This is a genomic window from Pseudomonas sp. NIBRBAC000502773, assembly GCF_006517195.1.
GTDB classification, from domain to species: domain Bacteria; phylum Pseudomonadota; class Gammaproteobacteria; order Pseudomonadales; family Pseudomonadaceae; genus Aquipseudomonas; species Aquipseudomonas marginalis.
In genome coordinates, this window is record NZ_CP041189.1 from 488,776 (window position 1) to 513,917 (window position 25,142).

Below are 25,142 nucleotides of genomic sequence, written 5' to 3' on the forward strand. Positions count from 1 at the left end.
TTAGAAGATGGCGTACGTGTAGTTGAAGATCAGGCGGGTCTGGTCCTGGTCGGCGGTGCCGGTGTTTTTGCCGTGATAGGTGCCGGTACGCAAGGTGGTACCAAAGCCTTTCAGAGGCCCGGCCTGCACCACGTAGTCCAGGCGGAAGTCGGTTTCGTTTTCTTTCTGGTCAGGGCCACCGGCGACCTTCGACTTGATATCCGTACCGTCCAGGTAGGCCACGGACGCTTTCAGGCCCGGCACGTAGGCCTTGAAGTCATACGCATACTGCCCGAAGTTGACCTGCTCGCCCGCCCGGGAGAACTGGCCCACCACCGCATCGGTGAACAGGTAGAAGTCGCTGCCGCCGGCACCTTGGGCGTGGGGATCGGCAAGGCTGCCCTGGTTGACCCAGACAAAACCACCATCGTCACCCACGCCAATGTGGCCAAGCATCAAGCTGCTGCCACCCAGTTGGTAGGTGAACGCGGCACTGTAGGTTTTGTTGTCCACTTCGTTGGCGTGCTTGGCGTAGCCGCCGTTGTTGTTGAATTGGTAGCCACTCTCGCCATTCTTGCCGTCGCTGCTGCTGTCGAAGTAACGCAGGTCGGTCTTGAACGACTGGTCGTTGCCCAGGGGCAGCACGTGGACCAAGCCGACGTAGTTCTGTTTGTAGAAGTCCTGCAACTGGGCGTAGTAGTACTGCAACGTCAGGTTTTTTGCGATGGCGTTGTCGGACGAACCAAACGGCTTGTAGTCCACCCCACCGAATTTGAAGCTGTCGCTGTCGCGCGTACCGCCGGCCACGCTCAAGCCCGTGGAGTTGCTGGAGGCACGGCCTTCGGCGCGGTTCAGCTCGCCGCCGGTGAAGGTGACGTTGGGAATATCGTTGGAGGTGAGGATGCCGCCGTCAAAGGTTTGCGGCGCCACGCGGCTGTCGTTGGAGACCAGGATCGGCAGCACCGGCGCCAGGCCACCACCGACATGCAACTCGGTCTGGGAAATGCGGAACTTCACGTTGCCGGCCGCGCGACCGAAGGCATCAGCCGGCTCGGTGCCGTTGTTTTTGGTCGGGAAGAAGCTGTTGCCATTACCCGCCAGGCCCGGGCCCGCAGTGTGACCATCGCCGCCGTCCAGGCGCAGGGCGCCGAAGGCCATCACGTCGAAACCCAGGCCAACGGTGCCTTGGGTGAAACCGGATTTATAGTCGAAACGCAGCGCGGTGGCTGCTTCGCGCAAGTCGTTGTTGGTCCCCGAGCGGTTATCTGCGCTGTAGTACATGGTCCGCGAACTGACGGACGCATGGCTGTCTTCGAGAAAGCCGCTGTGGCCATTGCCTGTGCCCAGCGCGCCGAGCCCGAAGTCATCAGCGTAAGCCTGTTGTGCAAGAACGGCGGCGGTGATCGACAGCGCCAGTGTAGAAATTTTCATTAACTGCGGCCCCTGAATGTTTTTTTATCGTGTTTGGCGTGCAAACCCACTGTCGGCTCTGCAAACGTGACGATTCTTTCATGCCGGCCAGGGCGGACCTCGTGAAGCTTTCTTTAGAAAAGGGCCTGGAAAATGAAATTTCCCTGCCGCCGTTTTTTGTCATATTCACGTCATTTCATTCATTTGCAGAATGAAGTCCAGAGGATTCTTCGTTTGCACGCCCGCCCACAGCCCAACAAAATCCAGGTATCGGCCGCGCCCATCAGCATCGTGATCAGGAATTTTTCTATGCACAGCACCGCACATGTCAGCCCCGACCAGATCCGCAAGGGCTTTTCCAAGGCCATGTCCGACATGTACCGAGATGAAGTTCCGCTGTATGGCGCACTGATGGAGCTGGTCGCCGCCACCAACGCCCACGTACTCGCCAGCGAACCGGGCCTGGCGCAACAGCTGCAACGCACCGGTGAGATCCAGCGCCTGGACATGGAACGCCATGGCGCCATCCGTCTCGGCACCGCGGCGGAACTGGCGACCATCGGCCGCCTGTTCGCGGTGATGGGCATGCAGCCGGTGGGTTACTACGACCTGACCCCCGCCGGCGTGCCGGTGCATTCCACGGCGTTCCGCGCCGTGCACGAAAGCGCGCTGCAGACCAGCCCGTTTCGCGTGTTTACCTCATTGCTGCGCCTGGAACTGATCGAAAACCCCGAGCTGCGCGGGTTTGCCGAAACCGCCCTGGCCAAGCGCTCGATATTCACTGCCCGCGCCCTGGCGTTGATCGAACAAGCGGAGAAGGACGGTGGCCTCAACGCTGCGGATGCCGATGAGTTTGTGCGCCAGGCCCTGGAAACCTTCCGCTGGCACCACACCGCGACCGTTACCGCCGCGCAGTACCAGCAACTCAGCGACCAGCACCGCCTGATCGCTGACGTGGTGGCCTTCAAGGGCCCGCACATCAACCACCTGACCCCGCGCACCCTGGACATCGACCAGGTCCAGGCCGCCATGCCCGGCAAGGGCATCCCCCCCAAGGCCGTGATCGAAGGGCCGCCCCGCCGCCAGTGCCCGATCCTGTTGCGCCAGACCAGCTTCAAGGCCCTCGACGAACCCATCGCCTTCACCGATGCCCAGGGCAGCCACAGCGCGCGCTTCGGCGAAATCGAACAACGTGGCGTGGCGCTGACGCCCAAGGGCCGTGCGCTGTACGACCAGTTGCTGAATGCCGCGCGCGACGAACTGGGTGCCTTCCCCAACGAGGGCAACGCCGCGCGCTACATGCAGTTGATGGAACAGCACTTCCAGGCCTTCCCGGATAACCACGGGCAGATGCGTGAGCAGGATCTGGCCTACTTCCGCTACTTCGCCACGGAGAAAGGCCTGGCGGCACGCGGCCAGGCCGATCAACCGCGCACACTGGAGGCACTGGTCGCCGCCGGCCATGTGGCCGTCGAACCCTTGGTGTATGAGGATTTCCTGCCGGTGAGTGCGGCGGGGATTTTCCAGTCGAACCTGGGGGATGGGGCGCAGAGTCACTACGCGGCCAATTCGAACCAGGCCGAATTCGAGAAGGCCCTGGGGCGCACGACTGTCGATGAATTGAAGGTGTATGGCGAGACGCAGCAGCGCTCCATAGATGAATGCACCCGGGCACTGCTGGTGTAGAAACGGAAAGTGCCCACCCGGCTCACCGGCGCAATCCTTGCGCCGCAACAGTCCCCAGGGCCGGGCGGGCGAGCGGGATCATAGGCAGGCGGCGCAGAGATGTCTTTCAGGCAATTCTGAAAAAATCTGCGCCCGCTATGGCAGGCGCAGTGTTGCGCTTAACCCAATCGCCCCACAATCTCGTCTTTGACCAACAGGCGTTTCTTCTTCAGCTTCTCCACCTCCTCATCGCTGGCCTTGGCCGATTCCGCCTTCAGCACCTCCCCGTCGGCCGCAGCGTATTGAGTGAGCAGCGAGTCCAGGCGTTTGTCGTTCGCCCTGCGTTCGTGAACGGCTTCCTTGCTCAACCCCAAGTCCTGATACAGGTCGTGTTTCACTGGCATGGCGTACCTCCGCATGTTGATCAATGGCTTACCCCCTTGAAGCTAGCCCATTCCAGCCGGTCTTGTCATGTTCAGGGTCAATCCATCCCCGTTCGTCGCGGCGCGGGCAATGGGATCAAACCTTTGCCACACCCCGCCCTCCACTGTAAATCGCCACCCGAGGGAGAACGGTTTCATGACTCATGCTGCCACCGCTGTCGACACCCAATGCATCAACACCCTGCGCACCCTGGCCATGGACGCCGTGCAGAAGGCCAACTCCGGCCACCCCGGCACGCCCATGGGCCTGGCGCCGGTGGGCTATACGCTGTGGAGCCGCTTCCTGCGTTACCACCCCGAGCATCCCGATTGGCCCAACCGTGACCGCTTTGTGTTGTCGGTGGGGCATGCGTCGATGCTGTTGTATTCGCTGCTGCACCTGGCCGGTGTGGTCGAGATCGATGCCCACGGCAAACGTTCGGGGCAACCGGCGATCAGCCTGGACGATATCAAGCAGTTCCGGCAGATGAGTTCCAAGACCCCTGGCCACCCCGAGTACCGCATGACCACCGGTGTGGAAACCACCACCGGGCCGCTGGGCCAGGGCTGCGCCAACAGCGTCGGCATGGCCATGGCCGAGCGTTGGCTGGGCAAGCGTTTCAACCGCGACGGCCAGGTGCTGTTCGACTACAACGTCTACACCCTGTGCGGCGACGGCGACATGATGGAGGGCATCAGCAGTGAAGCCGCGTCCATGGCCGGGCACTTGAAGCTGGATAACCTCTGCTGGATCTACGACAACAACACCATCAGCATCGAAGGCCACACCGAGCTGGCCTTCAGCGAAGACGTGATCAAGCGCTTCCAGGCCTATGGCTGGCACACCGTGCACGTCACCGATGCGAATGACTTGCAGGCCTTGAGCGAAGCGCTCAACACCTTCAAGGGCAACACCGGCGCGCCGACCCTGATCGTGGTCGACAGCGTGATCGGCTACGGTTCGCCACACAAACACAACACCGCCGCCGCCCATGGCGAGCCGTTGGGCGATGAGGAAATCCGCCTGACCAAGGCCGCGTATGGCTGGCCGCAGGATTCCAGCTTCCTGGTCCCCGATGAGGCCCGCACGGTGTTGCGTGACGCCCTGCTGGAGCGCAGCCAGCCGTTGTATGACGCCTGGCAGCACAGCCTGGCGCAGTTGCAGCAGCACGAGCCGCAACTGGCCGAAGAGCTGCACCGCATGCGTGCCGGCGAAATGCCGGAGCATTGGCAGGATGACCTGCCCGGTTTCGACCCCGACGCCAAGGGCGTGGCCAGCCGTGCCGCCGGTGGCGAAGTGCTGAATGCCTTTGCCCGGCAGATCCCGTGGCTGCTCGGCGGCTCGGCGGACCTGTCGCCCTCGACCAAGACCAACCTCACCTTCGACGGTGCCGGGCGTTTCAGTGCCGACGACTACAGCGGGCGCAACCTGCACTTCGGCATCCGCGAACACGCCATGGGCGCGATTGCCAACGGCATGGCGCTGTCCTACCTGCGGCCGTACACCTCGACGTTCCTGGTGTTCAGCGACTACATGAAGCCGCCGATCCGCCTGGCCGCGATCATGGAGCTGCCGGTGGTGTTCGTGTTTACCCATGACTCGATTGGCGTGGGCGAAGATGGGCCGACCCACCAGCCCATCGAACACCTGACCCAACTGCGCGCCACGCCGGGGCTGCTGACCCTGCGCCCCGGCGACGCGAATGAAACCCTGGAAGTGTGGAAGGTCGCACTGGCGCAGACCCACCGGCCAAGTTGCGTGATACTGTCCCGCCAGCCACTGCCGACGCTGGATCGTACGAAATACGCGGCGGCATCGGGGGCGGCCAAGGGCGCCTATGTGCTGGCGAGGGCAGATGATCCTCAGGTGATTCTGCTGGCGAGCGGCAGTGAAGTCAGCCTGGCGGTCGCGGCGTATGAGCAATTGAAAAGCGCAGGGATTCCCGCGCAGGTGGTTTCAATGCCCAGCTGGGAACTGTTCGAAGACCAGGACCAGGCCTACCGCGACAGCGTGTTGCCGCCGGCAGTGAAGGCCCGGGTAGTGGTGGAACAGGCCGGCCCCTTGGGCTGGGACCGCTATGTCGGCCAGACCGGCGCCAAGGTGGTGATGAACAGCTTCGGCGCGTCGGCACCGTTGGCGAAGTTGCAGGAGCAGTTCGGGTTTACGGTTGAGAATGTGGTGAAGCAGGCCAGGGCACAGATCCAACTGACCTAACGCTGAGCAAAATGTGGGAGGGGGCTTGCCCCCGATGGCGGTGGCTCAGTCAAATCATTAGCGACTGACACTCCCTCATCGGGAGCAAGCCCCCTCCCACATTTGGACTACATCGCTTGTCAGAGCAGCTCTCGGGCCAGGAATGGAGCGGTGCGGCTGGTTTTGTTTTTGGCCACCTTCTGCGGCGTCCCACTGGCAACCACCTTGCCGCCCCGGTCCCCGGCTCCCGGTCCGATGTCGATCACCCAGTCACTCTGGGCCACCACGCGCATTTCATGTTCCACCACGACCACCGTATGCCCCCCATCCACCAGTTGATTGAGCTGACTGAGCAGGCGGTCGACATCCCGCGGATGCAGCCCGGTGGTGGGTTCGTCCAGCACATACAAGGTCGCGCCCCGGGCATTGCGTTGCAGCTCGGTGGCCAGTTTGATGCGTTGCGCTTCGCCGCCGGACAGTTCCGTCGCCGGCTGCCCAAGGCGCAGGTAACCCAGGCCGATATCCCGCAGCACTTGCAGTGAACGCAGTACCCCAGGTTGTTCGGCGAACACCTCCACCGCTTGTTCCACGGTCAGCCCCAGCACCTGGGCGATGCTCAGGCCTTGCCATTTGACGGCCAGGGTTTCAGGGTTGTACCGCGCGCCGTGGCAGGTCGGGCACGGTGCGTAGACGCTGGGCATGAACAGCAATTCGACGCTGACAAAACCCTCGCCTTCGCAGTTCGGGCAACGGCCCTTGGCGACGTTGAAGGAGAACTGCCCGGCGTCGTAATCGCGCTTCTTCGCCGCTGGCGTGGCGGCGAACAACTTGCGCACGTTGTCGAACAAACCGGTGTAGGTCGCCAGGTTGGAACGCGGGGTGCGGCCGATGGGTTTCTGGTCCACCTGCACCAGGCGGCGGATGTGCTCCAGGCCGGCACTGATGCGCCCGCCGCTGATTTGCGGGGCGTCGTCTTCCAGGCTCGGCTCTTCGTCGTTTTCCACCCGGCTGCCGAGGCCGCTGCCCACCAGTTCCAGCAGCGCCTGGCTGACCAGGCTGGACTTGCCCGAGCCGGAAATACCGGTGACCGCCGTAAAGCAGCCCAACGGGACATCCACGCTCAAGTCCTTGAGGTTATTGCGCGTCACGCCTTCCAGGCTCAGCCAGCCGCTGGGTTCACGGCGCGCCGGGTTCCCAGGGCGCTTGTCGGCGAACAGATAGGCCCGGGTCTGCGACGCTTCAACGTCCGCCAGACCGGCCGGTGGCCCGCTGTACAGCACGTGCCCGCCATGCTCGCCGGCGGCCGGGCCCACATCGATCAGCCAGTCGGCGCGGCGCATGGTTTCCAGGTCATGTTCCACCACAAACAACGAATTGCCCGCCGCTTTCAAACGTTCGAGCGCGCTGAACAACGCTTCGCCATCCGCCGGGTGCAGGCCTGCCGAAGGTTCATCCAGCACATAGATCACCCCGAACAATTGCGAACCCAATTGCGTGGCCAAGCGCAGGCGCTGCAACTCCCCGGACGACAGGGTCGGCGTGCTGCGCTCCAAGGACAAATAGCCCAACCCCAATTCGATCAAGGTACTGACCCGCTCCAGCAGATCCTCGGCAATACGCTGGGCCGCCAGGCGTTTTTCCACCGACAGCTTCATCTTGTCCTGCCCCGCCGCCACCTGCCGCAACAACGTGGCCAATTGCGTCAATGACAGTTGCGACAACTCGCCAATGTCCACCCCGGCAAACTTCACCGACAGCGCCGCCCGGGTCAGCCGCTTGCCCTCGCACAACGGGCAGGCGCTGCCCTGCATGAACTGCGACACGCGCTTCTTCATCAGCGCGCTTTGGGTGTGGGTGAAGGTGTGCAAAATGTAGCGCCGCGCGCCGCTGAACGTGCCCTGGTAGCTTGGCTCCAGCTTGCGTTTCAGTGCATCGCGGGTTTGCGCCGGGGTGAAACCGGCATACACCGGTACGGTAGGGGTTTCTTCGGTGAACAGGATCCAGTCGCGCTGCTTTTTCGGCAGGTCGCGCCAGGGGACATCCACGTCATAGCCCAGGGTCACGAGAATGTCGCGCAGGTTCTGGCCCTGCCACGCCAGGGGCCAGGACGCCACCGCTCGCTGGCGGATGGTCAGGGACGGATCGGGCACCATCAGCGCCTCGGTCACTTCATACACACGGCCCAGGCCATGGCATTGCGGGCACGCGCCCTGGGGCAGGTTCGGCGAGAAGTCCTCGGCATACAGCATCGCCTGTCCCGGCGGGTAGCTGCCGGCACGCGAATACAGCATGCGGATCAGGCTCGACAGGGTGGTCACACTGCCCACTGAGGAACGCGCACTCGGCGTGCCGCGCTGCTGCTGCAGCGCCACGGCGGGCGGCAGGCCTTCGATGCTGTCCACATCCGGCACGCCGACCTGATCGATCAGGCGCCGTGCATAGGGCGCCACCGATTCGAAATAGCGGCGCTGGGCCTCGGCATACACCGTGGAGAACGCCAGGGACGATTTGCCCGAGCCGGAGACGCCGGTAAACACCACCAGGGCATCCCGGGGAATGTCCACGTCGACGTTCTTCAGGTTGTGTTCGCGGGCGCCGCGCACCTTTACGAATCCAAGGTGCTGGGCAGTGATCGGAGGCATGTTGCGCTGTGACGTCATGAACAACCTTGTCTGGCGGTGAGCACGCTGCGCAACCGTTGCGTCAGGGCCTCGGGGCTGTAGGGTTTGCTCAGCAAATGAATGTCAGCGCTGAGCAGGTGATTGCTGGAGAGGATGTCGCGGGTGTGCCCCGAGGTGAACAGCACCGCCACCGGCGGCGACTGGACGCGGGCCCACTCGGCCAGGTCGGTGCTTTTGATACGGCCGGGCATCACCACATCGGTGAAGATCAGGTCGGGCCGCACGCCGTCCTGCAAGGCTTGCATCGCGCGGTCGCCGTCTTCGGCGGTCAACACCGTGTAGCCTGCCTGTTCGAGCAGGTCCACCACGGTCACCCGCACATCCTCGTTGTCCTCCACCACCAGGATGGTCTCCTGGCCCATGTCGTGGGGCACGGGTTCTGGGTGAGTCTCCTGGACTTCTTCGCCCAGGCTGCGCGGAAAGTACATTTGCACCACGGTGCCCTTGCCCTCCTCGCTCCACACGTCCACATGCCCACCGCTCTGGCGGACAAAACCAAACACCATGCTCAAGCCAAGGCCGGTGCCGTGGCCATCGCGCTTGGTGGTGAAAAACGGCTCGAACACCCGCGACAGGATCGCCGCCGGCATGCCCACGCCAATGTCGGTGACGGCCAGGCGCACATACTCGCCTGGCTTGATGCTTTTGCCGCGGCAATCCTTGGGGTTGAGGATGATGTTTTCGCCGGTGATGCGAATCACGCCTTCGCCTTTCATGGCGTCGCGGGCGTTGATCGCCAGGTTGAGCAGCGCATTTTCCAACTGGTTGCGATCGACGTTGATGCACCAGGAATCCTGGGGCAGCTGCACGTCGATATGAATGGTTTCACCCAACGCACGTTGCAGCAGTTCGCCCAGCCCGGCGTAGATGCGCTGCGGGTTATACACGGCCGGTGACAACGGTTGGCGCCGGGCAAAGGCCAGCAGCTGCGAGGACAGTTTGGCGCCCCGCTCCACCGCGGCGATGGCCGCCGTGACCCGCCGTTGCACCTGGGCATTCTCCGGTTCATGGCGGGCCAGCAGGTGCAGGTTGCCGGCGATCACTTGCAACAGGTTATTGAAGTCGTGGGCCACGCCACCGGTCAGGCCACCAATGGCTTCGAGCTTTTGCGACTGGCGCAGTTGGTCTTCGGCGGCGGAGCGCGCCTGGACTTCGGCGGCCACGCGCTGCTCCAGGTTATGGGTCAGTTCCTGGCGCACGCGTTCGGAATGCACGTGGGCGGTGGTCTCCACCACAATCGCCAGCACACCGGCCGGTTGCTGGTTATCCCCGGCGACGGGGCTGTAATAGAGATCCAGCCACACCGTTTCCGGCTGGCCGTTGCGCAGCAGCACCAAGTCTTTGTTGTTGAACGACAAGGTGCCGCCAGCCAGGCAGGTGTCCACCACATGGCGGTTGAAGTCGGCGACTTCCGGCCAGCCCAGCTCCACCGGCGTGCCGAGCAAATAAGGATGGCGGCCACCGGCAAACACCGAATAGCTGTCGTTGTAGATCATGTACCCCGCCGGCCCCCAGAGCATCACCATGGGCACGGGGGATGCCAGCATCATCTGCACGGTACAGGCGAGGCTGGTGGACCAGCGATCAAGGGGGCCCAGGTCGGTGGTGGACCAGTCAAATGCGCGAATGCGCTGGGCCATTTCGCCGGCCCAACCTTCACAGCCGTGGGGGTCGGATAAGAATTGCATCGTTCGGCTCTGCGCAGAGAAAGGACGGTCGCAAAATTTGGAGCGTATCAAGGGGCGATGGTTTCATTTTGTATAAATTAGGGGGTAATCATCGCCGGCGCTACCCGCCTCAGTGAAAATCCCGGCTGCGCACCGTGATGCCGTCCAGCAGCGGCGTCAGGTCGGTCAGGCGCCCGGCGATCAGGTGCCGCACCTCGCCCACCGCCTCCCAACGCCCGTCCACCTTGAGCAACCGCGACCCCACCAGGGCCTGGCGCTGGCGTTCGGCCAGGTCGCGCCAGACCACCACGTTGAGGTTGCCGAATTCATCTTCGAGGGTGACAAAGGTCACGCCACTGGCCGTGCCGGGGCGCTGGCGACCAGTGACCAGCCCGGCGACGCTGACAGTGCGCCCATGCTCCACCGCCTGCAGTTCATTCGAGCTGCGGCAACGCCGCTTACGCAACTCGGCGCGCAGCAGCGCCAATGGGTGCGGGCCAAGGGTGGTGCCAAGCATGGCGTAGTCGGCGTGCAGATCCTCGCCCACCGTCGGTTTCGGCAGTTCCACCCGCGCCTCATCGGGGCTGGGCAGGCCGGCGAACAAGCCAAGCTGCTTATGCACCCCTGCCACGGCCCAGCGCGCCGTATGCCGGTTGCCGGCCAGGGCACGCAAGGCCCCGGCATCCGCCAGCAACGCCTGGGTGCGCGCATCCAGCCCGGCGCGGGCGTCCAGATCGGCAATATCCCTGAACGCCCGGCGCTGACGTGCGGCCTCGATACGCCGCCCATCCTCTTCGCGAAACCCCGAGATCATGCGCAACCCCATGCGAATCGCCGGTTGCTGACCATCGATGGATTCCAGGCTGCAATCCCAGTCGCTGGCCTGCACATCCACCGGGCGGATCTGCAAGCGATGGCGCCGCGCATCCTGCAGGATCTGGTCCGGGCTGTAGAACCCCATGGGCCAGCTGTTGATCAACGCACAGGCGAAGGCCGCCGGTTCATGGCACTTGAGCCAGCAACTGGCGTAGGTCAGCAAGGCAAAACTGGCGGCGTGGGACTCGGGGAAACCATAGCTGCCGAAGCCCTTGATCTGTTCGAAGATCTGCGCGGCAAAAGCCTCGGTGTAGCCGTTTTTCAACATGCCGGTGCGCAGGCGTGCTTGATGCGGCTCCAGGCCACCGTGGCGTTTCCAAGCGGCCATGGAACGGCGCAACTGGTCGGCCTCGCCGGGGCTGTAGTCGGCGGCGACCATGGCGATCTGCATCACCTGTTCCTGGAACAGCGGGATGCCCAGGGTGCGCTCCAACACGGTTTCCAACTCCGGCGACGGGTAAGTCGTGGGTTCTTCCTTGTTCCGTCGGCGCAGGTACGGATGCACCATGCCACCCTGGATCGGCCCGGGGCGCACAATGGCCACCTCGATCACCAGGTCGTAGAATTTTTGCGGCCGCAATCTGGGCAACATCGACATCTGCGCTCGCGACTCGATCTGGAACACGCCGATGGTGTCGGCCTTGCTGATCATCGCGTAGGTGGCCGGGTCTTCCTTGGGGATCGTCGCTAGCGACAGGTCACGGCCACGATGGCGGCGCAGCAGATCGAAACAGCGGCGGATCGCGCTGAGCATGCCCAGGGCGAGAATATCCACCTTGAGCAGGCCGACCGCATCGAGGTCATCCTTGTCCCACTGGATGATGGTGCGCTCAGCCATGGCGGCGTTTTCCACCGGCACCAGGGTATCCAGCGGGTATTCGGAAATCACGAAGCCCCCGGGGTGCTGGGACAGGTGCCGGGGAAAACCGATCAGTTGCTGGGTGAGCGTCAGCACACGGCGCAGGATCGGGCTGTCCGGGTCGAAGCCGCCTTCGCGCAGGCGTTCCAGGGGCGGCGCATCGTCACTCCAGCGCCCGCAGCATTCGGCCAGCGCGTTGATCTGGTCCGGCGGCAAGCCGAGGGCCTTGGCCACATCGCGCACTGCGCCGGCGGCGTGGTAACTGCTGACCACCGCCGTCAGCGCCGCGCGGGTACGGCCATAGCGCTGGAACACGTACTGCAGCACTTCTTCACGACGTTCGTGCTCGAAGTCGACGTCGATGTCCGGCGGCTCGTTGCGCTCCTCTGACAGGAAGCGCTCGAACAACGTACTCGTCAGACTCGGGTCGATCTCGGTGATGCCCAGGGCAAAACACACCGCCGAGTTGGCTGCCGAACCCCGGCCCTGGCACAGGATCGACCGGCTGCGGGCGAAGCGCACGATGTCGTGCACCGTGAGGAAGTAGCTTTCGTAACCCAGTTTGCTGATCAGTGTCAGCTCGTGATGGATCTGCTGCAACGTCTTGGCATCGACCCCGTGGGGCCAGCGCCGGACGATGCCTTCGTCGGTGACGGCGCGCAACCAGGATTCGGCATCGTGGCCCTCGGGCACCAGCTCGCGCGGGTAGTGATAGCGCAACTGGCCAAGATCGAAGTGGCAGCGCTGGGCGATGGCCAGGGTTTCGTCGAGCAGCGCCTGCGGGTACAGCGTGGCCAGGGCGTCGAGGCTGCGCAGATGCCGCTCGCCATTGGGGTGCAGGCGCGTGCCGGCGTCGGCCACCGGCACGTGATGACGGATCGCGGTCATGGTGTCTTGCAGGGCGCGGCGGCCACGGGCATGCATATGCACATCGCCGCAGGCCACCGCCGGAATCTGCAGGCTGGCGGCCAGGTGCAGGCGTTGCTCCAGATGCCGCGCATCGTCCTGGCCGCAGTGCAGGTGCACCGCCAGCCACAGGCGTTCGGCGAAGGTACGGCGCAGCCAGTGGATGGAGGCCTGGGTGTCACTGTCTTCGGCGACCCACAGCGCCAGCAGGCCGGGCAACGGCTGCTCGAAGTCTTCCAGCAGCAGGCGGTAGCGACCTTTTTCAGCCCGGCGTCGGGCCACGGTGATCAAGCGGCACAGGTGCTGGTAGCCGCTGAGGTCCTGCACCAGCAACACCAGTTTCGGGCCGTTTTCGATGCGCACTTCGCTGCCGATAATCAGCGGCAAGCCCACCGCCTTCGCCGCCTGCCAGGCCCGCACGATGCCCGATAAGGTGCATTCATCGGTGATCGCCAGGGCGCTGTAGCCCTGGCGCTTGGCCCGCTCGAACAACTCCAGGGCGCTGGAGGCACCGCGTTGGAAGCTGAAGTTGGACAGGCAGTGCAGCTCGGCGTAACTCATGCAAACCAGCCCTGCAGCCATAGCCCATCGCTTTGCCCCACGCAGCGATAGGCCCAGCCTTGCTGGCCGGCGCGCGTCTGGATCAGGTAGTAGTCGCGGCGAATATCAGCACCGTCCCACCAGCCGGATTCGATGCGCTCCGGGCCCATGAGGATCTGCACGCCCTGCTCGGCCAGCAAGGTCGGTTCGTCAAGCAACCAGCCGGGACGCCGCACCTTGCTCAAGGTGGCGCACGGGCTTTTATCCGCCGCCATTTGCCAGGCGCATTCGGGGCGATGGTCGGCATGGAAGCGCAGGCCTTGCACCGCCTCATCCCCCAGGCGTGCACGCAGGCGTTCGCGCAGTTGTTCCCACGGCAGGGTCTGTTGCGGGCGATCGTCGAACAGGTCTTGGCGTTGCGGCACGAACACCGGCAGGTCCTGGGCCACCAGGCGAAAACCGCGCACCGGCGAGGTGACTTGCACGTGCTCGAGGCGCCCACGGGCCAGTTCGAACAGCATCGCCGGCTCACGCTCGGCGCCCAGCAGGCCGACCTTGATCACACTGTCCGGTGCATCGGCATGTTCCAGGTGCAGGTCGAAACGCTGCACGCCACTGTCACGGCCGCAGAGGAACGCCGAGAGGTCGCCGGTCAGACGGCGCAGGGGGAATAACAAGGCCTGGTGGGATTGCACATCGAAATTCAGCTCGATGCGCACATCGAACTGGTCCGGCGGCTGATAGAACGCCAGGGCCAACGGCCGTTGTCCGGTCAAGGCATCGAGGTGCTTGAGCAGGCTGGCGTCAAAGCGCCGCGCCAGGGTGTGCCGAGGCAACGCCTGCACTTGGGCCAGGGTACGCAGGCCCATGCGCGACAACGCGGTAGCCGCCTGCGGGTCGAGGCCGGCGCGGTCGATGGGCAATGGCGCCAGGGCCCGGAGCAACCCCTCCTCATCGGCCACGGCCAGGCCATCGTAGAGATTGGCCAGCACCCGCGCCGCCGCCGGGTTGGGGGCGGCGACGATACGGTGACGAAAGCCCAGCTCGGTCAACTCCTGACGCAGGCGTGCCTCGAACCGAGGCCAGGGCCCGAACAGGCCCAGGCTCGATTCGATCTCGAACAGCAAGGCACGCGGGTAATACACACTGACCTGGGAGCTGAAACGGTAGGCCCAGGCGGCGAGGAACTGCTGCCAGCGCTCGATCTCCACGGGGTCGTATTCGGCACAGGCAAAGGTCTTGGCCAGGGCATGGGCGGCCGTCAGCGATTGCCCCGGGCGCAGGCCCAATGCGCGGGCGGCGTCATTGACGGTTTGCAGCACGCGCCGCTGCGGCGTGCCGGCCAGCAGCGCCAGGGGTTGGTCGGGCTCGGGGTGCAGGCGCTGCACCCCGTCCAGCGCCAATTGCGGGAAGACAATACACACCCAGCGCATGGCAACCTCAGTGCCCCGCCAGTGCAATCGGCGCCGGATGAGCCAAGCCACCCCGGCACTTGAGCACCCGCACCCGGGCAGGTTTGGCCTCGACGGCCAGGCGCAGGGCGGCGGGCGAAGGGTTGATCGCTTCACTCAAGGCGCGCCAGGCAAACGCCAGGGTCTGCCCGGTTTCCGCGGCCACCTGCAAGCGGCGCAAGGCGCGGTCATCCGCCTTGTGCGGCCAGCACAGCACCGCGCCGCAACTGCCGGAGCGCAGGCATTGTTCCACCGCCCACAGCACATCGCGCGCCTCGGCCTGGACCACCGACAGCTGGCGCAAATCCACCCCGGCGTTCTGCCATGCGTGGGGGTACGGGGTGTAGGGCGGCGCCACCAGCACAATGCGCTCCCCCGCCGCCGATAATCGCGCCAGGGTCGGCAGCACCAGTTGCAGTTCGCCGATACCGTCCTTGGCCATCAGGATTTCGCTCAAGGCCGACTCCGGCCAGCCGCCCGTGGGCAGCACCGCATCCAGCGCCGCCAGCCCCGTAGGCTGCACGCTGGCCGGAGGCGCGACAGGCCGGCCTTTCCAGACGCGGCCGCCATTGAACAGCGTATCCAGTGCAACCACGGCGCCCATCAGCCTTGCCTCACCAAGCCGCAGAACACCCCTTCGATGGCCAGGTCCTGGTCGGGGCCGACCACGATAGGTTCGTATGCGGGGTTACGCGGCAGCAGACGCACACGCTCGCCACTGCGCTCGAAACGCTTGATGGTGACTTCACCGTCCAGGCGCGCCACCACAATCTGCCCGTTCACCGCTTCGGCACTGCGGCGCACGCCCACCAGGTCGCCGTCGAGGATGCCGTCCTCGATCATCGAGTCGCCTTGCACCCGCAACAGATAATCCGGGGTTTTCGCGAAAGTGGCGGGGTCGAGTTGCAGGCGGCTGTGCACGTCGGCATCCGCGCCGATGGGCCGGCCGGCTGCCACTCGGCCGAGCACCGGGACATCCAGCCACTCCGGGCGCAGGGGCTGGTTGAGCAAACGAATGCCGCGCGCCTGGTTGGGGTTGACCTCGATGAAGCCGGCTTCGGCCAGGGCCACGACGTGCTTGCGCGCGACGCTGCGGGAGGCAAAGCCGAACGCCTCGGCGATCTCGGCGAGGCTGGGGGGTTGGCCTTGCTGCGCGATACGGTCGCGGATGAAGGTCAGGATGGCGGTGCGGCGGGGGTCAGGGTCGTCATGGAGTACATTTGTACTCCTCTGGGAAATTTCTTACAAGAGCCGGTAGTCGGGGCTGGAGGTTATGCAGATCAAACTATGGGAGGCCCAGAAGCCGCCAAGCTCATCCCCCTCCCGCCATATGCTGCGCAATCCTGCCCCTCAACCACCGCTCCGCCGGGTCATTGTCGTGCACCCCACTCCACACCATCGACAACTCCGCCGCATCGATCGCAAACGGCGGATCCTCTGCCCGCAGCGCCGTGCCCTCGGTCAACGCACACGCCGCATAGTCGGGCACCGTGGCAATAATCTGCGTACCGGCCAGCAATGCCCGCAAGCCACTGAACTGCGGCACCGCCAGCACCACCCGCCGGGCACGGCCGATACGGGCCAGGTCCAGGTCGATATTGCCGCTCAAGTCCCCCGAGAACGACACCATCGCATGGGGCCGTGCGCAATAGTCGTCGAGGGTCAGCGGTTCGACGCCGTCATCCCCGCGCAGCACCTTGCAGGGAATGTCCCGCAGTTTCCTGCGCTTGGCATTCGCCGGCAGTTCAGTGGTGTAGCTCACGCCCACCGAGATCTCGCCACTGGCCAGTAACGCGGACATCAGCAGGTAATTGGCGCGGCGTACCACCACGATAATGCCCGGGGCTTCTTCGCGCAGTTGGCTGAGCAGCGGCGGGAACAGGCCGAACTCGGCGTCGTCGGACAGGCCGATGCGGAACACCGCACAGCTGGTGGAAGGGTCGAAATCCTTGGCGCGGCTGACTGCGCCTGAAATGGTGTCCATGGCCGGTTGCAGCTCCTTGAGTATCGCCACGGCACGTGGCGTGGGCTCCATGCCCCGGCCGTTGCGCAGCAGCAACGGGTCGTCGAACAAATCTCGCAGCCGGCCCAATGCCGCACTCACCGCCGGTTGGCCCATGAAGAGCTTTTCGGCGACCCGGGTCAGGTTCTTCTCGAACATCAGCGCTTCGAAAATCACCAACAGGTTCATGTCGACGCGGCGCAGGTCATTGCGGTTCATGGCGGTATCCAAACGGTTAGCAGGCTCCCAGCTAAGCAGACAGGACACTGCCTGGATTGCATGCCTGTGCTGTCTTTTCCGCGACCGAACCTGGCGAAATTAACAACGATTAACTCGCCAGCCAGACGGTACGGCGCCAAAAATGAGCCGGTCTACACTGCATCCATTCACCGGGAACGCTCCCATCGACTGCGGATATCCGTCATGGCCCGACCTGCGTATTGTGCTCCTCGCTTATCCGCCACCGGCGGCCTGTGCCCCCGGCGCGAACGAATCGCCAAGCAATTGATCCTCGCCAACCTCGGTGAAAGCCTGGCGATTGCCGACCTGGCCCAGGCCTGCGCCCTGTCGCGCAGCCATTTTTCCCGCGCGTTCAAGTGCACCACCGGGCTGTCGCCCCAGGAATGGATACGCCAGCAACGCATCCAGCGGGCCAAGGAGTTGATCACCGGTTCCTCCTTGAGCCTCACGCAAATCAGCCTGGAGTGCGGTTTTTGCGACCAGGCGCATTTCTGCCATATGTTCACGCGCAGCGAGGGCGTCAACCCGATGACCTGGCGAAATCACCAACTGCGTCACAAGCCTCGGGAGATCGCTGCCTAGTGGTCGGCACGCACCTGGAATATGCTGGCCGCTTACTTTTCCCAGAGCATGGCCACCCATGAGTGACCCACGCGACCAGGCCGTGCATTTCGGTCCTTACCGCATCCACCCGCGCCAGCGCCTGGTGCTGGAGGCCGGTCGCCCATTGCGCTTGGGACGGCGAGCCGTGGACATCCTGCTGATCCTGCTGGAGCAGGCCGGCACGGTGGTGAGCAAGCAGGAACTGATCGCCCGGGTCTGGCCCAAGAGCGTGGTGGAAGACGGCAACCTGCGGGTGCATATGGCGGCGCTGCGCAAGGCCCTGGGCGATGGCCAGGCCGGGCAGCGCTATATCGTTACGGTGGCCCAGCGTGGCTACAGTTTTGTGGCGCCACTGAGCATCGAGCCGATGAGCCTACCGACCGAAGGCGCCCCCCAACGCCCGAGCCACAACCTGCCGCTGCGACGCACGCGCATGCTTGGCCGCCAGGCCCTGATCGACAGCCTGGTACAGCAGCTGCCCGAGCAACGCTTTATCACCCTGACCGGCGCCGGCGGCATCGGCAAGACCACCGTCGCGTTGCGCGTTGCGGAATTGTTGATCGGACATTACCGCGACGGTATTCGCCTGCTGGACCTGGCACCTCTCAGCGCGCCGTCGATGATCCTGCCCAATCTCGCCGCGCTCCTCGACCTCACCCACACCGAGCACGAACCGTTGCCCGTGTTTGCACGCCGCCTGCAGGAGCACCAGTTGCTGCTGGTGATCGACAACTGCGAACACCTGCTGGACGACATCGCGCTGATCAGCGAGACCCTGCTGCGCCACGCGCCCCAATTGCACATCCTCGCCACCAGCCGCGAGGCCTTGCGCGCCGAGGGCGAGTCGGTGCAGCGCCTGGAACCCCTGGCCTGCCCGCCCGCCACCGGCAACCGCGCCCAGGCCCTGGGTTATCCGGCCCTGCAACTGCTGATCGAGCGGGCCATGTCCCATCAGGACAGCTTCGAACTGAGCGAAGCCGAACTGCCCCTGGCCATTGATATCTGCCAACGCCTGGACGGCATTCCCCTGGCAATCGAGTTGGTGGCCGCGCAGATCGAGCGCTTCGGCTTGCCCGGCCTGCTGGTGCAGATGGAAGACAACTTCCGCCTGCTCACCCGTGGCCGACGCAGCGCCCTGCCCCGCCATCAAACCTTGCGTGCCACCCTGGACTGGAGCTTCGAATTGCTCACCGGCTGCGAGCAGATCTGCCTGCGTCGGCTCGCGGTGTTCCGCGGTGGTTTCAGCCTGGCCAGTGCGGCGGCGGTGATCGCCGGGCAACAGGTTGCACCGACCGAGGTGCTGGGTTCGATCACCCAACTGGTGGCGAAATCCCTGCTCACGGTGGAAGCCGGGGATGACGAGGTGGTCTACCGCCTGCTGGACATCACCCGCACCTATGCCCTGGAAAAACTCAGCGTCGCCAATGAACTCGATGCCACCCGTGAACACCACGCCAAGCGCTGCCTGGTGCTGATGAACCAGGCGCAGGACGATTGGGAACAGACCGCCACCCAAACCTGGATCGACCGCTATGCCCCGCTGCGCGAAGACATTCGTGCCGCCCTCGACTGGGGCCTGGGCGACCAGGGCGTGCACCTGCTGGGTATTCGTCTCACCGTCAGCGCCATGCCGTTGTGGCAGGAGCTGTCGCTGCTGCGCGAACACGGCCTGTACGTGGGCAAGGCCCTGGCTCGGCTGGGGCAATCGAGCACGCCGAGCACGCACTTGAACATGGCCTTGCAGTTGGCCTTCGGCAGTTTTTCCTATCACACCCAGGGCGGTACGCCGCAGACCATCGAAGCCTTTGCCCATGCACGGCGCCTGGCCGAAGCCGACAGCAACCTGGTTGGCCAACTGCGCGCGGTGTCGGGGCAAATGGCGGTCAGCCTGTGTGGCGGCAACTACCGCGAGGCCCTGGAGCAAAGCCTGCATTTCGACCGGTTGGGGCCACAGGCCGAGCCGTTGCTGGCCCTCAGCGCCCAACGCCTGAGGGTGCTGGCGCAGCACTTCGCCGGCAATCAGATACTGGCGCAGCAGAATGCCGAACAGGTGATCCAGCGCATGGCCCAGAGCGGCCATCTCAACCGGTTTACTCACGGCTTTGGCGTACAGTACGACCAGAGCGTGGCCTCGTTGACCATCCTCGCGCGCATCCTGTGGCTGCGCGGTTTTCCCGAACGTGCGTGGCGCACCGCCAGCCAGGCGCTGGAGCTGGCGTTGCAGATCAACCACGGCACGTCGATTTGCTACACCCTGGCCCTGGCCGGGGTGGTCATCGCCCATTGCAACGGCGACACCCTCACGGCCCGCGACCGCTTGGACCTCCTCCTGCAACAGGCGCAAAAGCATTCGGTGCAGTTGTTCCACACCTGGGCGCAATGCTACGAAGGCACGGCGCAGATCGCCGATATGCAGGGATTGGGGCTGGTCGCAGACATCCTGGTGACCTTCAACGCCCGAGCCGTGGATGAAGCCTTGTTCGAACGCGCCCGGAGCGGTGCGGCCGGCTGGTGCAGCCCGGAAATCCTGCGCGTGCGCGCCGAGGCCATGGCCGATCCCCAAGGGGCCGAGGCGCTGCTGCTCGAAGCCCTGGAGTTGGCACACCAGCAAGGCGCGCTGGCCTGGGAGCTGCGCTGTGCAGACTCGTTGGCGCGGCTGTGGCAACAGCAGGGTCGTGTGCAGGCCGCCCGCGACCTGCTGGGTTCGGTCTACGCGCGATTTACCGAAGGCTTCGCCACCCAGGACCTAGTCCGCGTACGCCGCCTGCTCGACGAGTTGCAGGACAAACGGCCGGCCTGAAAACGTCCCCAGGTAATGCCCATAGCCCTGCTGCAAACGCGCCACCTGCTGCGGGTTGCGCAGGAGTGCCAGGCCATAGCTGCGCGTGCTGTTGAGCAGACGATAGCGTGGATAACCCGGACCGGGTTCGAGGCTCAGCAGCGAGGTACCAACCAGCCGCCCGAGCAGGTACGACAAATCGGCGTGTTCCAGCTCGGTGCCGGCCACCAGCTTACCCAGGGTGGGCAAGGTCACAGCCATCTTGAACAGGCTCAGTTGCAGGAACAGCCAGCGCTCCGGCAGGCTCAGGCGCTCGTAGGTCCAGTCCAGGGCGGCGGTCAGGGATTGGTGGCGCTCCACCGCTGTGCGGCGGCCCCTGGTCAGTACCTGCACTCCACTGTGCAACTGCGCCTGTAGACCGCGCACGCCCAGCGCATCCACTTGGGCTGCCGCCAGTTCAAGGGCCAGGGGAATACCGTCGAGGCGCCGGCAGATGTCCCGCAACGGTGCCAGGTCCTGTCGGCGCAACACAAAGCCCTGTTGGCCGGCACACGCCCGGGCGACGAACAGCTGCACGGCGGGGAACGCCATCGCCTGTTCAACACTGCCCAACGCCGACGGTGCCGGCACGCCCAGCGGGGGGACGCGCAGCACCCATTCGCCTGGGGCCTGCAACGCTTCGCGACTGCTGACCAGCACGCTGACCTGGGGCGCATTTTCGCGCAGCGCCCGTAAAAGATGTCGACAGGCACCGAGCAGCAGGTCGGCGCCGTCGAGTACCAGCAGCAATTGCCGGGAGACCAGCTGGCGGCACAACTGCGTGACACTGCCGCCGGGTTCCAGATGCAGCACCGTGGCCAGGTGGCGCAGCATCATCAACGGCGCCTCCACCGTGGCCAGGTCGATCCACCACACACCGTCGCGATAGCGCGGCAACACCCGCTCGGCCAGCGCCAGGGCGAGGCTGCTCTTGCCCACGCCGGCGCAACCGGTCAGGGTCATCAGGCGCTGCCCGGACACACGCCGCACCAGCACGCCCAGCAGTTCATCGCGACCGATCAGCGGGCTGAGCCGGGGGGCAAGGTTATGCCGGGGCAGCACCGCGGCAGCCGCGACCCGCACGGGGGCGGCGAAGCAGTAACCGCGCTGGGGGTCGTTGATAATCAAGCGTTGCCCGTCAAGGGCACGGCGCAGTGCAGCGATGTGCACCCGCAGGTTGTTCTCTTCCACCACGCTGGACGGCCAGACCCGCTCGATCAGGGTGGCCTTGCTGATAAATTGCCCTGGCGACTCCAGCAGCACCGCCAGAATATCCAATGCCCGCCCGCCCAACGGCACCGGCCAACCCGCCTTGCTCACCAGCCGCTGCTGCCGATGAAAGGCATAGTCACCGAAGCGCACCGTGCTATCCGCGTCAATCGCCTGAGGCATATTCATGTCTGCAATCGCGCTGGAACACCCGGTCTTGGGCGTCCGCGCATCCTTTTCCATGGGCTCGACGTTATCTTGCCAGCTACCCGTGACAGGGCAATGCTGGCACGGGGAGCGATACGGACAATCGGGTGCGCGAGACGGACATCCTGTCGTTAACTGAACTGCTGGCGATATTGGGTCGGGTTGAGGCCGAGTTTTTCACTGAATAGAAAGCGCATGTGCCGCACGCTGCCGAAGCCTGCGTGGAACGCCACGGTCTTGAGCGGCAGGTCGGTGGTTTCCAGCAGTTGCCGGGCGCGGTCGATGCGCGCGCCCTGCAGGAAGGCCATGGGCGTCATCTGTACGTCCTTGGCGAACAACCGGGCAAAGTGGCGCGGGCTCATGCCGGCCAGTTCGGCCATGGACTCGATGGTGAAGGGCTGGTCCAGATGGGCGAGCACATGGTTCTGCACGCGGGTGATCGGGGTTTCCTGGGGCGCCACCGACGCGGTCATCGGGCTGAACTGGGCCTGGCCGCCCTGGCGCTTCATCACCACCAGCAGCACCTTGGCCACATCCACCGCCACTTGCTTGCCATGGTCCTGGGCGACGATCGACAGCGCCAGGTCGATACCGGCGGTGACCCCGCCCGAGGTAATCAACCGCCCGTCCTGCAGGTAGATGCGATCCGTCTCGACGATGGCCTTGGGGAAGGCCTTGATCAGGCGCTCGGTGTAGTGCCAGTGGGTGGTCACGCGGCGTTCGTCGAGCAGCCCGGCGTGGCCCAGCACAAAGGCACCGGTGCAGATCGAGCCGAAGCGCCGCGCCCGTGGCGCCGCCGCCTTGAGCCAGGGCAGCAGCGCCGGATGGCATTCGTTATAGGCACCCGGGCCGCCGGGCACCAGCAGCAGGTCATAAGCCGCCTGGGCCTGGTCCAGCAGCAGGTCGGCCTGGACCAGCACCCCATTGGAGGCGCGCAACGGCCCGGGCTCGGTGCCCAGGGTGAGGATCTGGTAATGCTCCGCCGCCGGCAGGTAGCGGTTGGCAATGGAAAACACTTCGAGCGGCCCGGCCATGTCAAGCAGGAGGAAGTCCGGGAACAGCGCCATGGCCACGGTTTTCATACGGGAAGCATCCATCGAGGGTAAGAAAGCGAAAGGCATTATGGCATGCCCTTCACTGTCAATCTCAAGGAGACAGTTATTCAGATTTCATCTTCTTAATGAATATTTCGGTTACCAGTAACCTTCTTCTCAACGCAAGCGCCCTGCATCTCGCAGCCCGCGCTCACTTGAGGACAAGACCATGCTGACCCTTCGCAAAGCTTCCGAACGCGGCGCCGCCAATCACGGTTGGTTGAAGTCGTTCCACACCTTCTCGTTCGCCAACTATTGGAACCCCGATGAACAGGGTTTTTCCGACCTGCTGGTGATCAACGACGACCGCGTCGCGGCCGGCAAAGGCTTCGGCCAGCACCCGCACCGCGACATGGAGATTTTCTCCTATGTGCTTGAAGGCGCCCTGGAACACAAGGACACCCTGGGCACCGGTTCGGTGATCCGCCCCGGCGATGTGCAACTGATGAGCGCCGGCAGTGGCGTAGCCCACAGCGAGTTCAACCACAGCCAGACCCGTGGCGTGCACTTCCTGCAAATCTGGATCGTACCCGCCGTGGCCGGTGCCGAACCGCGCTATCAACAGGAGCACTTCAGCGCGGCGCAGAAACAAGGGCGCCTGCAACTGATCATCTCGCCGGACGGCAGCGACGGCTCCCTGACCGTGCGCCAGGACGCCAGGGTGTACGCCGGACTGTTCAATGGCGACGAAGCCGCGACCCTCGACCTGCCGCCGGATCGCCACGTGTACATCCATGTGGCTCGGGGCAGCGTGGACATCAACGGCCAGCGCTTGCAGGAAGGCGACGGTGCCCGAGTGCGCGATGAGCGGCAAATCCGCTTGAGCCAGGGCCAGGATGCCGAGGTGCTGGTGTTCGACCTGCGCCCCCAGGAACGGCCACAGATGCCGTGACCGGCTCAGCGATGGCCCTTTGAAACGGGCCATCGCTGGCATCGATAGTCACCATCAGCCCAATGAAGTTCTCTTAAAAAATGCAACGCGTAACATCAAACCCATACCCGGCAACACCCCACTAAAACACTCGGAGCACACCCTCATGAAACGCCAAATCTTGCTTAGCCTCGCTTTCTCGGTACTCGCTGCAAACGCATTTGCCCACCCTGTTGTTGCTGAAGGCGGCGCGGATCGCCTGATCGAAAGTCGTGTTGCCGAAGGCGGGGCTGACCGTCTGCAAGACAATCGTGTAGCCGAAGGCGGTGCCGATCGCTTGCAGGAACGTGGCCTGGCCGAAGGCGGTGCCGATCGCCTGCAGGAACGTGGCCTGGCAGAAGGCGGTGCCGATCGCCTGCAGGAACGTGGCCTGGCAGAAGGCGGTGCCGATCGCCTGCAGGAACGTGGCCTGGCAGAAGGCGGTTCCGATCGCCTGCTGGACAACCACGCTTGATACCGCAGCGTTTGCGAGATCCCCAAACCGGCCTGATCAGCCGGTTTTTTTTCGTCTGCCTCATCAGAGAAGTCACCGAATTGCGCTTTCCTGCGCAAATAAGTCATTTACGGACCTACCATGGCCGACTCCAGGTCCTTAAAGTGCTGCCACTGAGCAATTGACGGGCGTACTTATGAATCTCTGGTTGCGTTTGCTGTACATGCTCTGCCGCCGCCCATGGCGAACCCCCGCCCACGGCCTGGCCACCACGGTGGTGCGCATGCGGGTGTGGCCCCTGGACCTGGATATCAACCGGCATGTCACCAATGGCCGGTACTTTTCACTGGCGGATGTCGCACGCATGGATTTCGTCTTGCGTACCGGTGCCTTTCGCGTCGCACTGCGCCACAAGGCCCTGCCCATCGTGGGCGACACCTGGGGCAAGTTTCGACGGGAGTTGAAGCTGTTCGAGGTGTTCGAGGTGCACACCCGCATGCTGGGCTGGGACGCGAAGTGGAGCCTGATGGAACACCGTTTTATCAGTCGCGGTCGCGTAGTCGGCGTGGTGGTGATGCGCGGGCTGTTCCGCTCGGCCAAGGGCACTTTGCCTCCGGGTGAGTTCGTGCGGGAACTGGGTCTGGACGAGGCATCACCGCCGATGCCGCAATGGTTGATCGACTGGGCGCAGAGTTGCGATGACATGAGCGTGCAGTTGCGGGAAGAGGAATTGACCTGAGGATGCCAGCGTCCCAGCCCCCTGTTAGCGCCGCATAAATGGGCAAGGCTTAAACCCTGCCCCGCTCAAAAAATCGTTAGGGCTAAAATACTTACCGCGCATTACAAATTTGCACTAGCCTATGTGTAAGTTCAGGTAAAGATCCTCGAAACAACCGCCTCCCCCCTCGCTTCGCCATCAAAAATAACGTGATGAATGTTAAAATTTGTCACGTTT

Annotated in this window: 17 protein-coding genes and 1 pseudogene; 7 read left to right on the plus strand and 11 right to left on the minus strand. The window is 64.3% G+C overall.

What is annotated here, in order from left to right; translation table 11 throughout:
- Entirely contained in the window at nt 1-1,410 is a 1,410-nt protein-coding gene (locus NIBR502773_RS02035) for an OprD family outer membrane porin (RefSeq protein WP_115488223.1), read from the minus strand.
- Between the two features lie 288 nt (nt 1,411-1,698).
- Here NIBR502773_RS02035 and NIBR502773_RS02040 point away from each other — a divergent pair, with 288 nt between their 5' ends.
- Nucleotides 1,699-3,075, plus strand: a complete 1,377-nt coding sequence (locus NIBR502773_RS02040) for a VOC family protein (protein ID WP_141155216.1) — start codon at nt 1,699-1,701, stop codon at nt 3,073-3,075.
- A 158-nt stretch (nt 3,076-3,233) separates the two neighbouring features.
- Here the strand turns inward: NIBR502773_RS02040 and NIBR502773_RS02045 are convergent, their stop codons facing one another.
- Nucleotides 3,234-3,458 (minus strand): DUF465 domain-containing protein, encoded by a 225-nt coding sequence (locus NIBR502773_RS02045; protein ID WP_141155217.1) that lies wholly within the window; start codon nt 3,456-3,458, stop codon nt 3,234-3,236.
- Between the two features lie 175 nt (nt 3,459-3,633).
- Between NIBR502773_RS02045 and tkt the strand changes: the two genes are divergently transcribed.
- Entirely contained in the window at nt 3,634-5,691 is a 2,058-nt protein-coding gene (gene tkt, locus NIBR502773_RS02050) for a transketolase (RefSeq protein ID WP_141155218.1), read from the plus strand.
- Between the two features lie 119 nt (nt 5,692-5,810).
- On the opposite strand, the gene uvrA is transcribed toward tkt, so the two are convergent.
- From uvrA to NIBR502773_RS02085, 7 genes and pseudogenes are all read right to left on the minus strand, one after another.
- The gene (gene uvrA / locus NIBR502773_RS02055) at nt 5,811-8,330 is read right to left on the minus strand and encodes an excinuclease ABC subunit UvrA (protein WP_141155219.1); all 2,520 of its coding nucleotides are present in this window, start codon (nt 8,328-8,330) and stop codon (nt 5,811-5,813) included.
- Nucleotides 8,327-10,039: an ATP-binding protein gene (locus NIBR502773_RS02060; protein WP_065948183.1), complete on the minus strand. Its 1,713-nt coding sequence runs from the start codon at nt 10,037-10,039 to the stop codon at nt 8,327-8,329. Before NIBR502773_RS02060 ends, uvrA begins: the two co-directional genes overlap by 4 nt.
- 109 nt (nt 10,040-10,148) lie before the next feature.
- Nucleotides 10,149-13,241, minus strand: a complete 3,093-nt coding sequence (locus tag NIBR502773_RS02065) for an error-prone DNA polymerase (RefSeq protein WP_218938956.1) — start codon at nt 13,239-13,241, stop codon at nt 10,149-10,151.
- Complete coding sequence (locus NIBR502773_RS02070) at nt 13,217-14,632, minus strand: DNA polymerase Y family protein (protein WP_141155221.1); 1,416 nt, start codon at nt 14,630-14,632, stop codon at nt 13,217-13,219. The genes NIBR502773_RS02065 and NIBR502773_RS02070 overlap by 25 nt, the downstream gene beginning before the upstream one ends.
- A 7-nt stretch (nt 14,633-14,639) precedes the next feature.
- Nucleotides 14,640-15,254, minus strand: a complete 615-nt coding sequence (gene imuA / locus NIBR502773_RS02075; protein WP_141155222.1) for a translesion DNA synthesis-associated protein ImuA — start codon at nt 15,252-15,254, stop codon at nt 14,640-14,642.
- Nucleotides 15,254-15,870 (minus strand): annotated as a pseudogene (gene lexA, locus NIBR502773_RS02080) (transcriptional repressor LexA). The gene imuA and the pseudogene lexA overlap by 1 nt, the downstream one beginning before the upstream one ends.
- A gap of 92 nt (nt 15,871-15,962) precedes the next feature.
- Nucleotides 15,963-16,871: a LysR family transcriptional regulator gene (locus NIBR502773_RS02085; RefSeq protein WP_027608660.1), complete on the minus strand. Its 909-nt coding sequence runs from the start codon at nt 16,869-16,871 to the stop codon at nt 15,963-15,965.
- A gap of 204 nt (nt 16,872-17,075) precedes the next feature.
- Between NIBR502773_RS02085 and NIBR502773_RS02090 the strand changes: the two genes are divergently transcribed.
- Both NIBR502773_RS02090 and NIBR502773_RS02095 read left to right on the plus strand, forming a co-directional pair.
- Nucleotides 17,076-17,474: a helix-turn-helix domain-containing protein gene (locus tag NIBR502773_RS02090; RefSeq protein WP_027608661.1), complete on the plus strand. Its 399-nt coding sequence runs from the start codon at nt 17,076-17,078 to the stop codon at nt 17,472-17,474.
- Between the two features lie 58 nt (nt 17,475-17,532).
- On the plus strand, nt 17,533-20,295 hold the full coding sequence (locus NIBR502773_RS02095; protein ID WP_141155224.1) for a winged helix-turn-helix domain-containing protein: 2,763 nt from the start codon (nt 17,533-17,535) through the stop codon (nt 20,293-20,295).
- Here the strand turns inward: NIBR502773_RS02095 and NIBR502773_RS02100 are convergent.
- Nucleotides 20,242-21,765, minus strand: coding sequence for a winged helix-turn-helix domain-containing protein (locus NIBR502773_RS02100; protein WP_141155225.1), 1,524 nt, complete (start codon nt 21,763-21,765; stop codon nt 20,242-20,244). The two genes, NIBR502773_RS02095 and NIBR502773_RS02100, sit on opposite strands and share 54 nt — an antisense overlap.
- A 95-nt stretch (nt 21,766-21,860) precedes the next feature.
- Complete coding sequence (locus NIBR502773_RS02105) at nt 21,861-22,811, minus strand: GlxA family transcriptional regulator (RefSeq protein WP_115488232.1); 951 nt, start codon at nt 22,809-22,811, stop codon at nt 21,861-21,863.
- A 181-nt stretch (nt 22,812-22,992) separates the two neighbouring features.
- Between NIBR502773_RS02105 and NIBR502773_RS02110 the strand changes: the two genes are divergently transcribed.
- The 3 genes from NIBR502773_RS02110 to NIBR502773_RS02120 all read left to right on the plus strand — a co-directional run bounded on the left by NIBR502773_RS02110 (nt 22,993) and on the right by NIBR502773_RS02120 (nt 24,926).
- Nucleotides 22,993-23,715, plus strand: a complete 723-nt coding sequence (locus NIBR502773_RS02110) for a pirin family protein (RefSeq protein WP_027608665.1) — start codon at nt 22,993-22,995, stop codon at nt 23,713-23,715.
- A 145-nt stretch (nt 23,716-23,860) separates the two neighbouring features.
- Entirely contained in the window at nt 23,861-24,208 is a 348-nt protein-coding gene (locus tag NIBR502773_RS02115) for a hypothetical protein (RefSeq protein ID WP_141155226.1), read from the plus strand.
- A 175-nt stretch (nt 24,209-24,383) separates the two neighbouring features.
- Nucleotides 24,384-24,926: a thioesterase family protein gene (locus tag NIBR502773_RS02120; protein ID WP_065941947.1), complete on the plus strand. Its 543-nt coding sequence runs from the start codon at nt 24,384-24,386 to the stop codon at nt 24,924-24,926.
- The last annotated feature ends 216 nt before the right edge of the window (nt 24,927-25,142 follow it).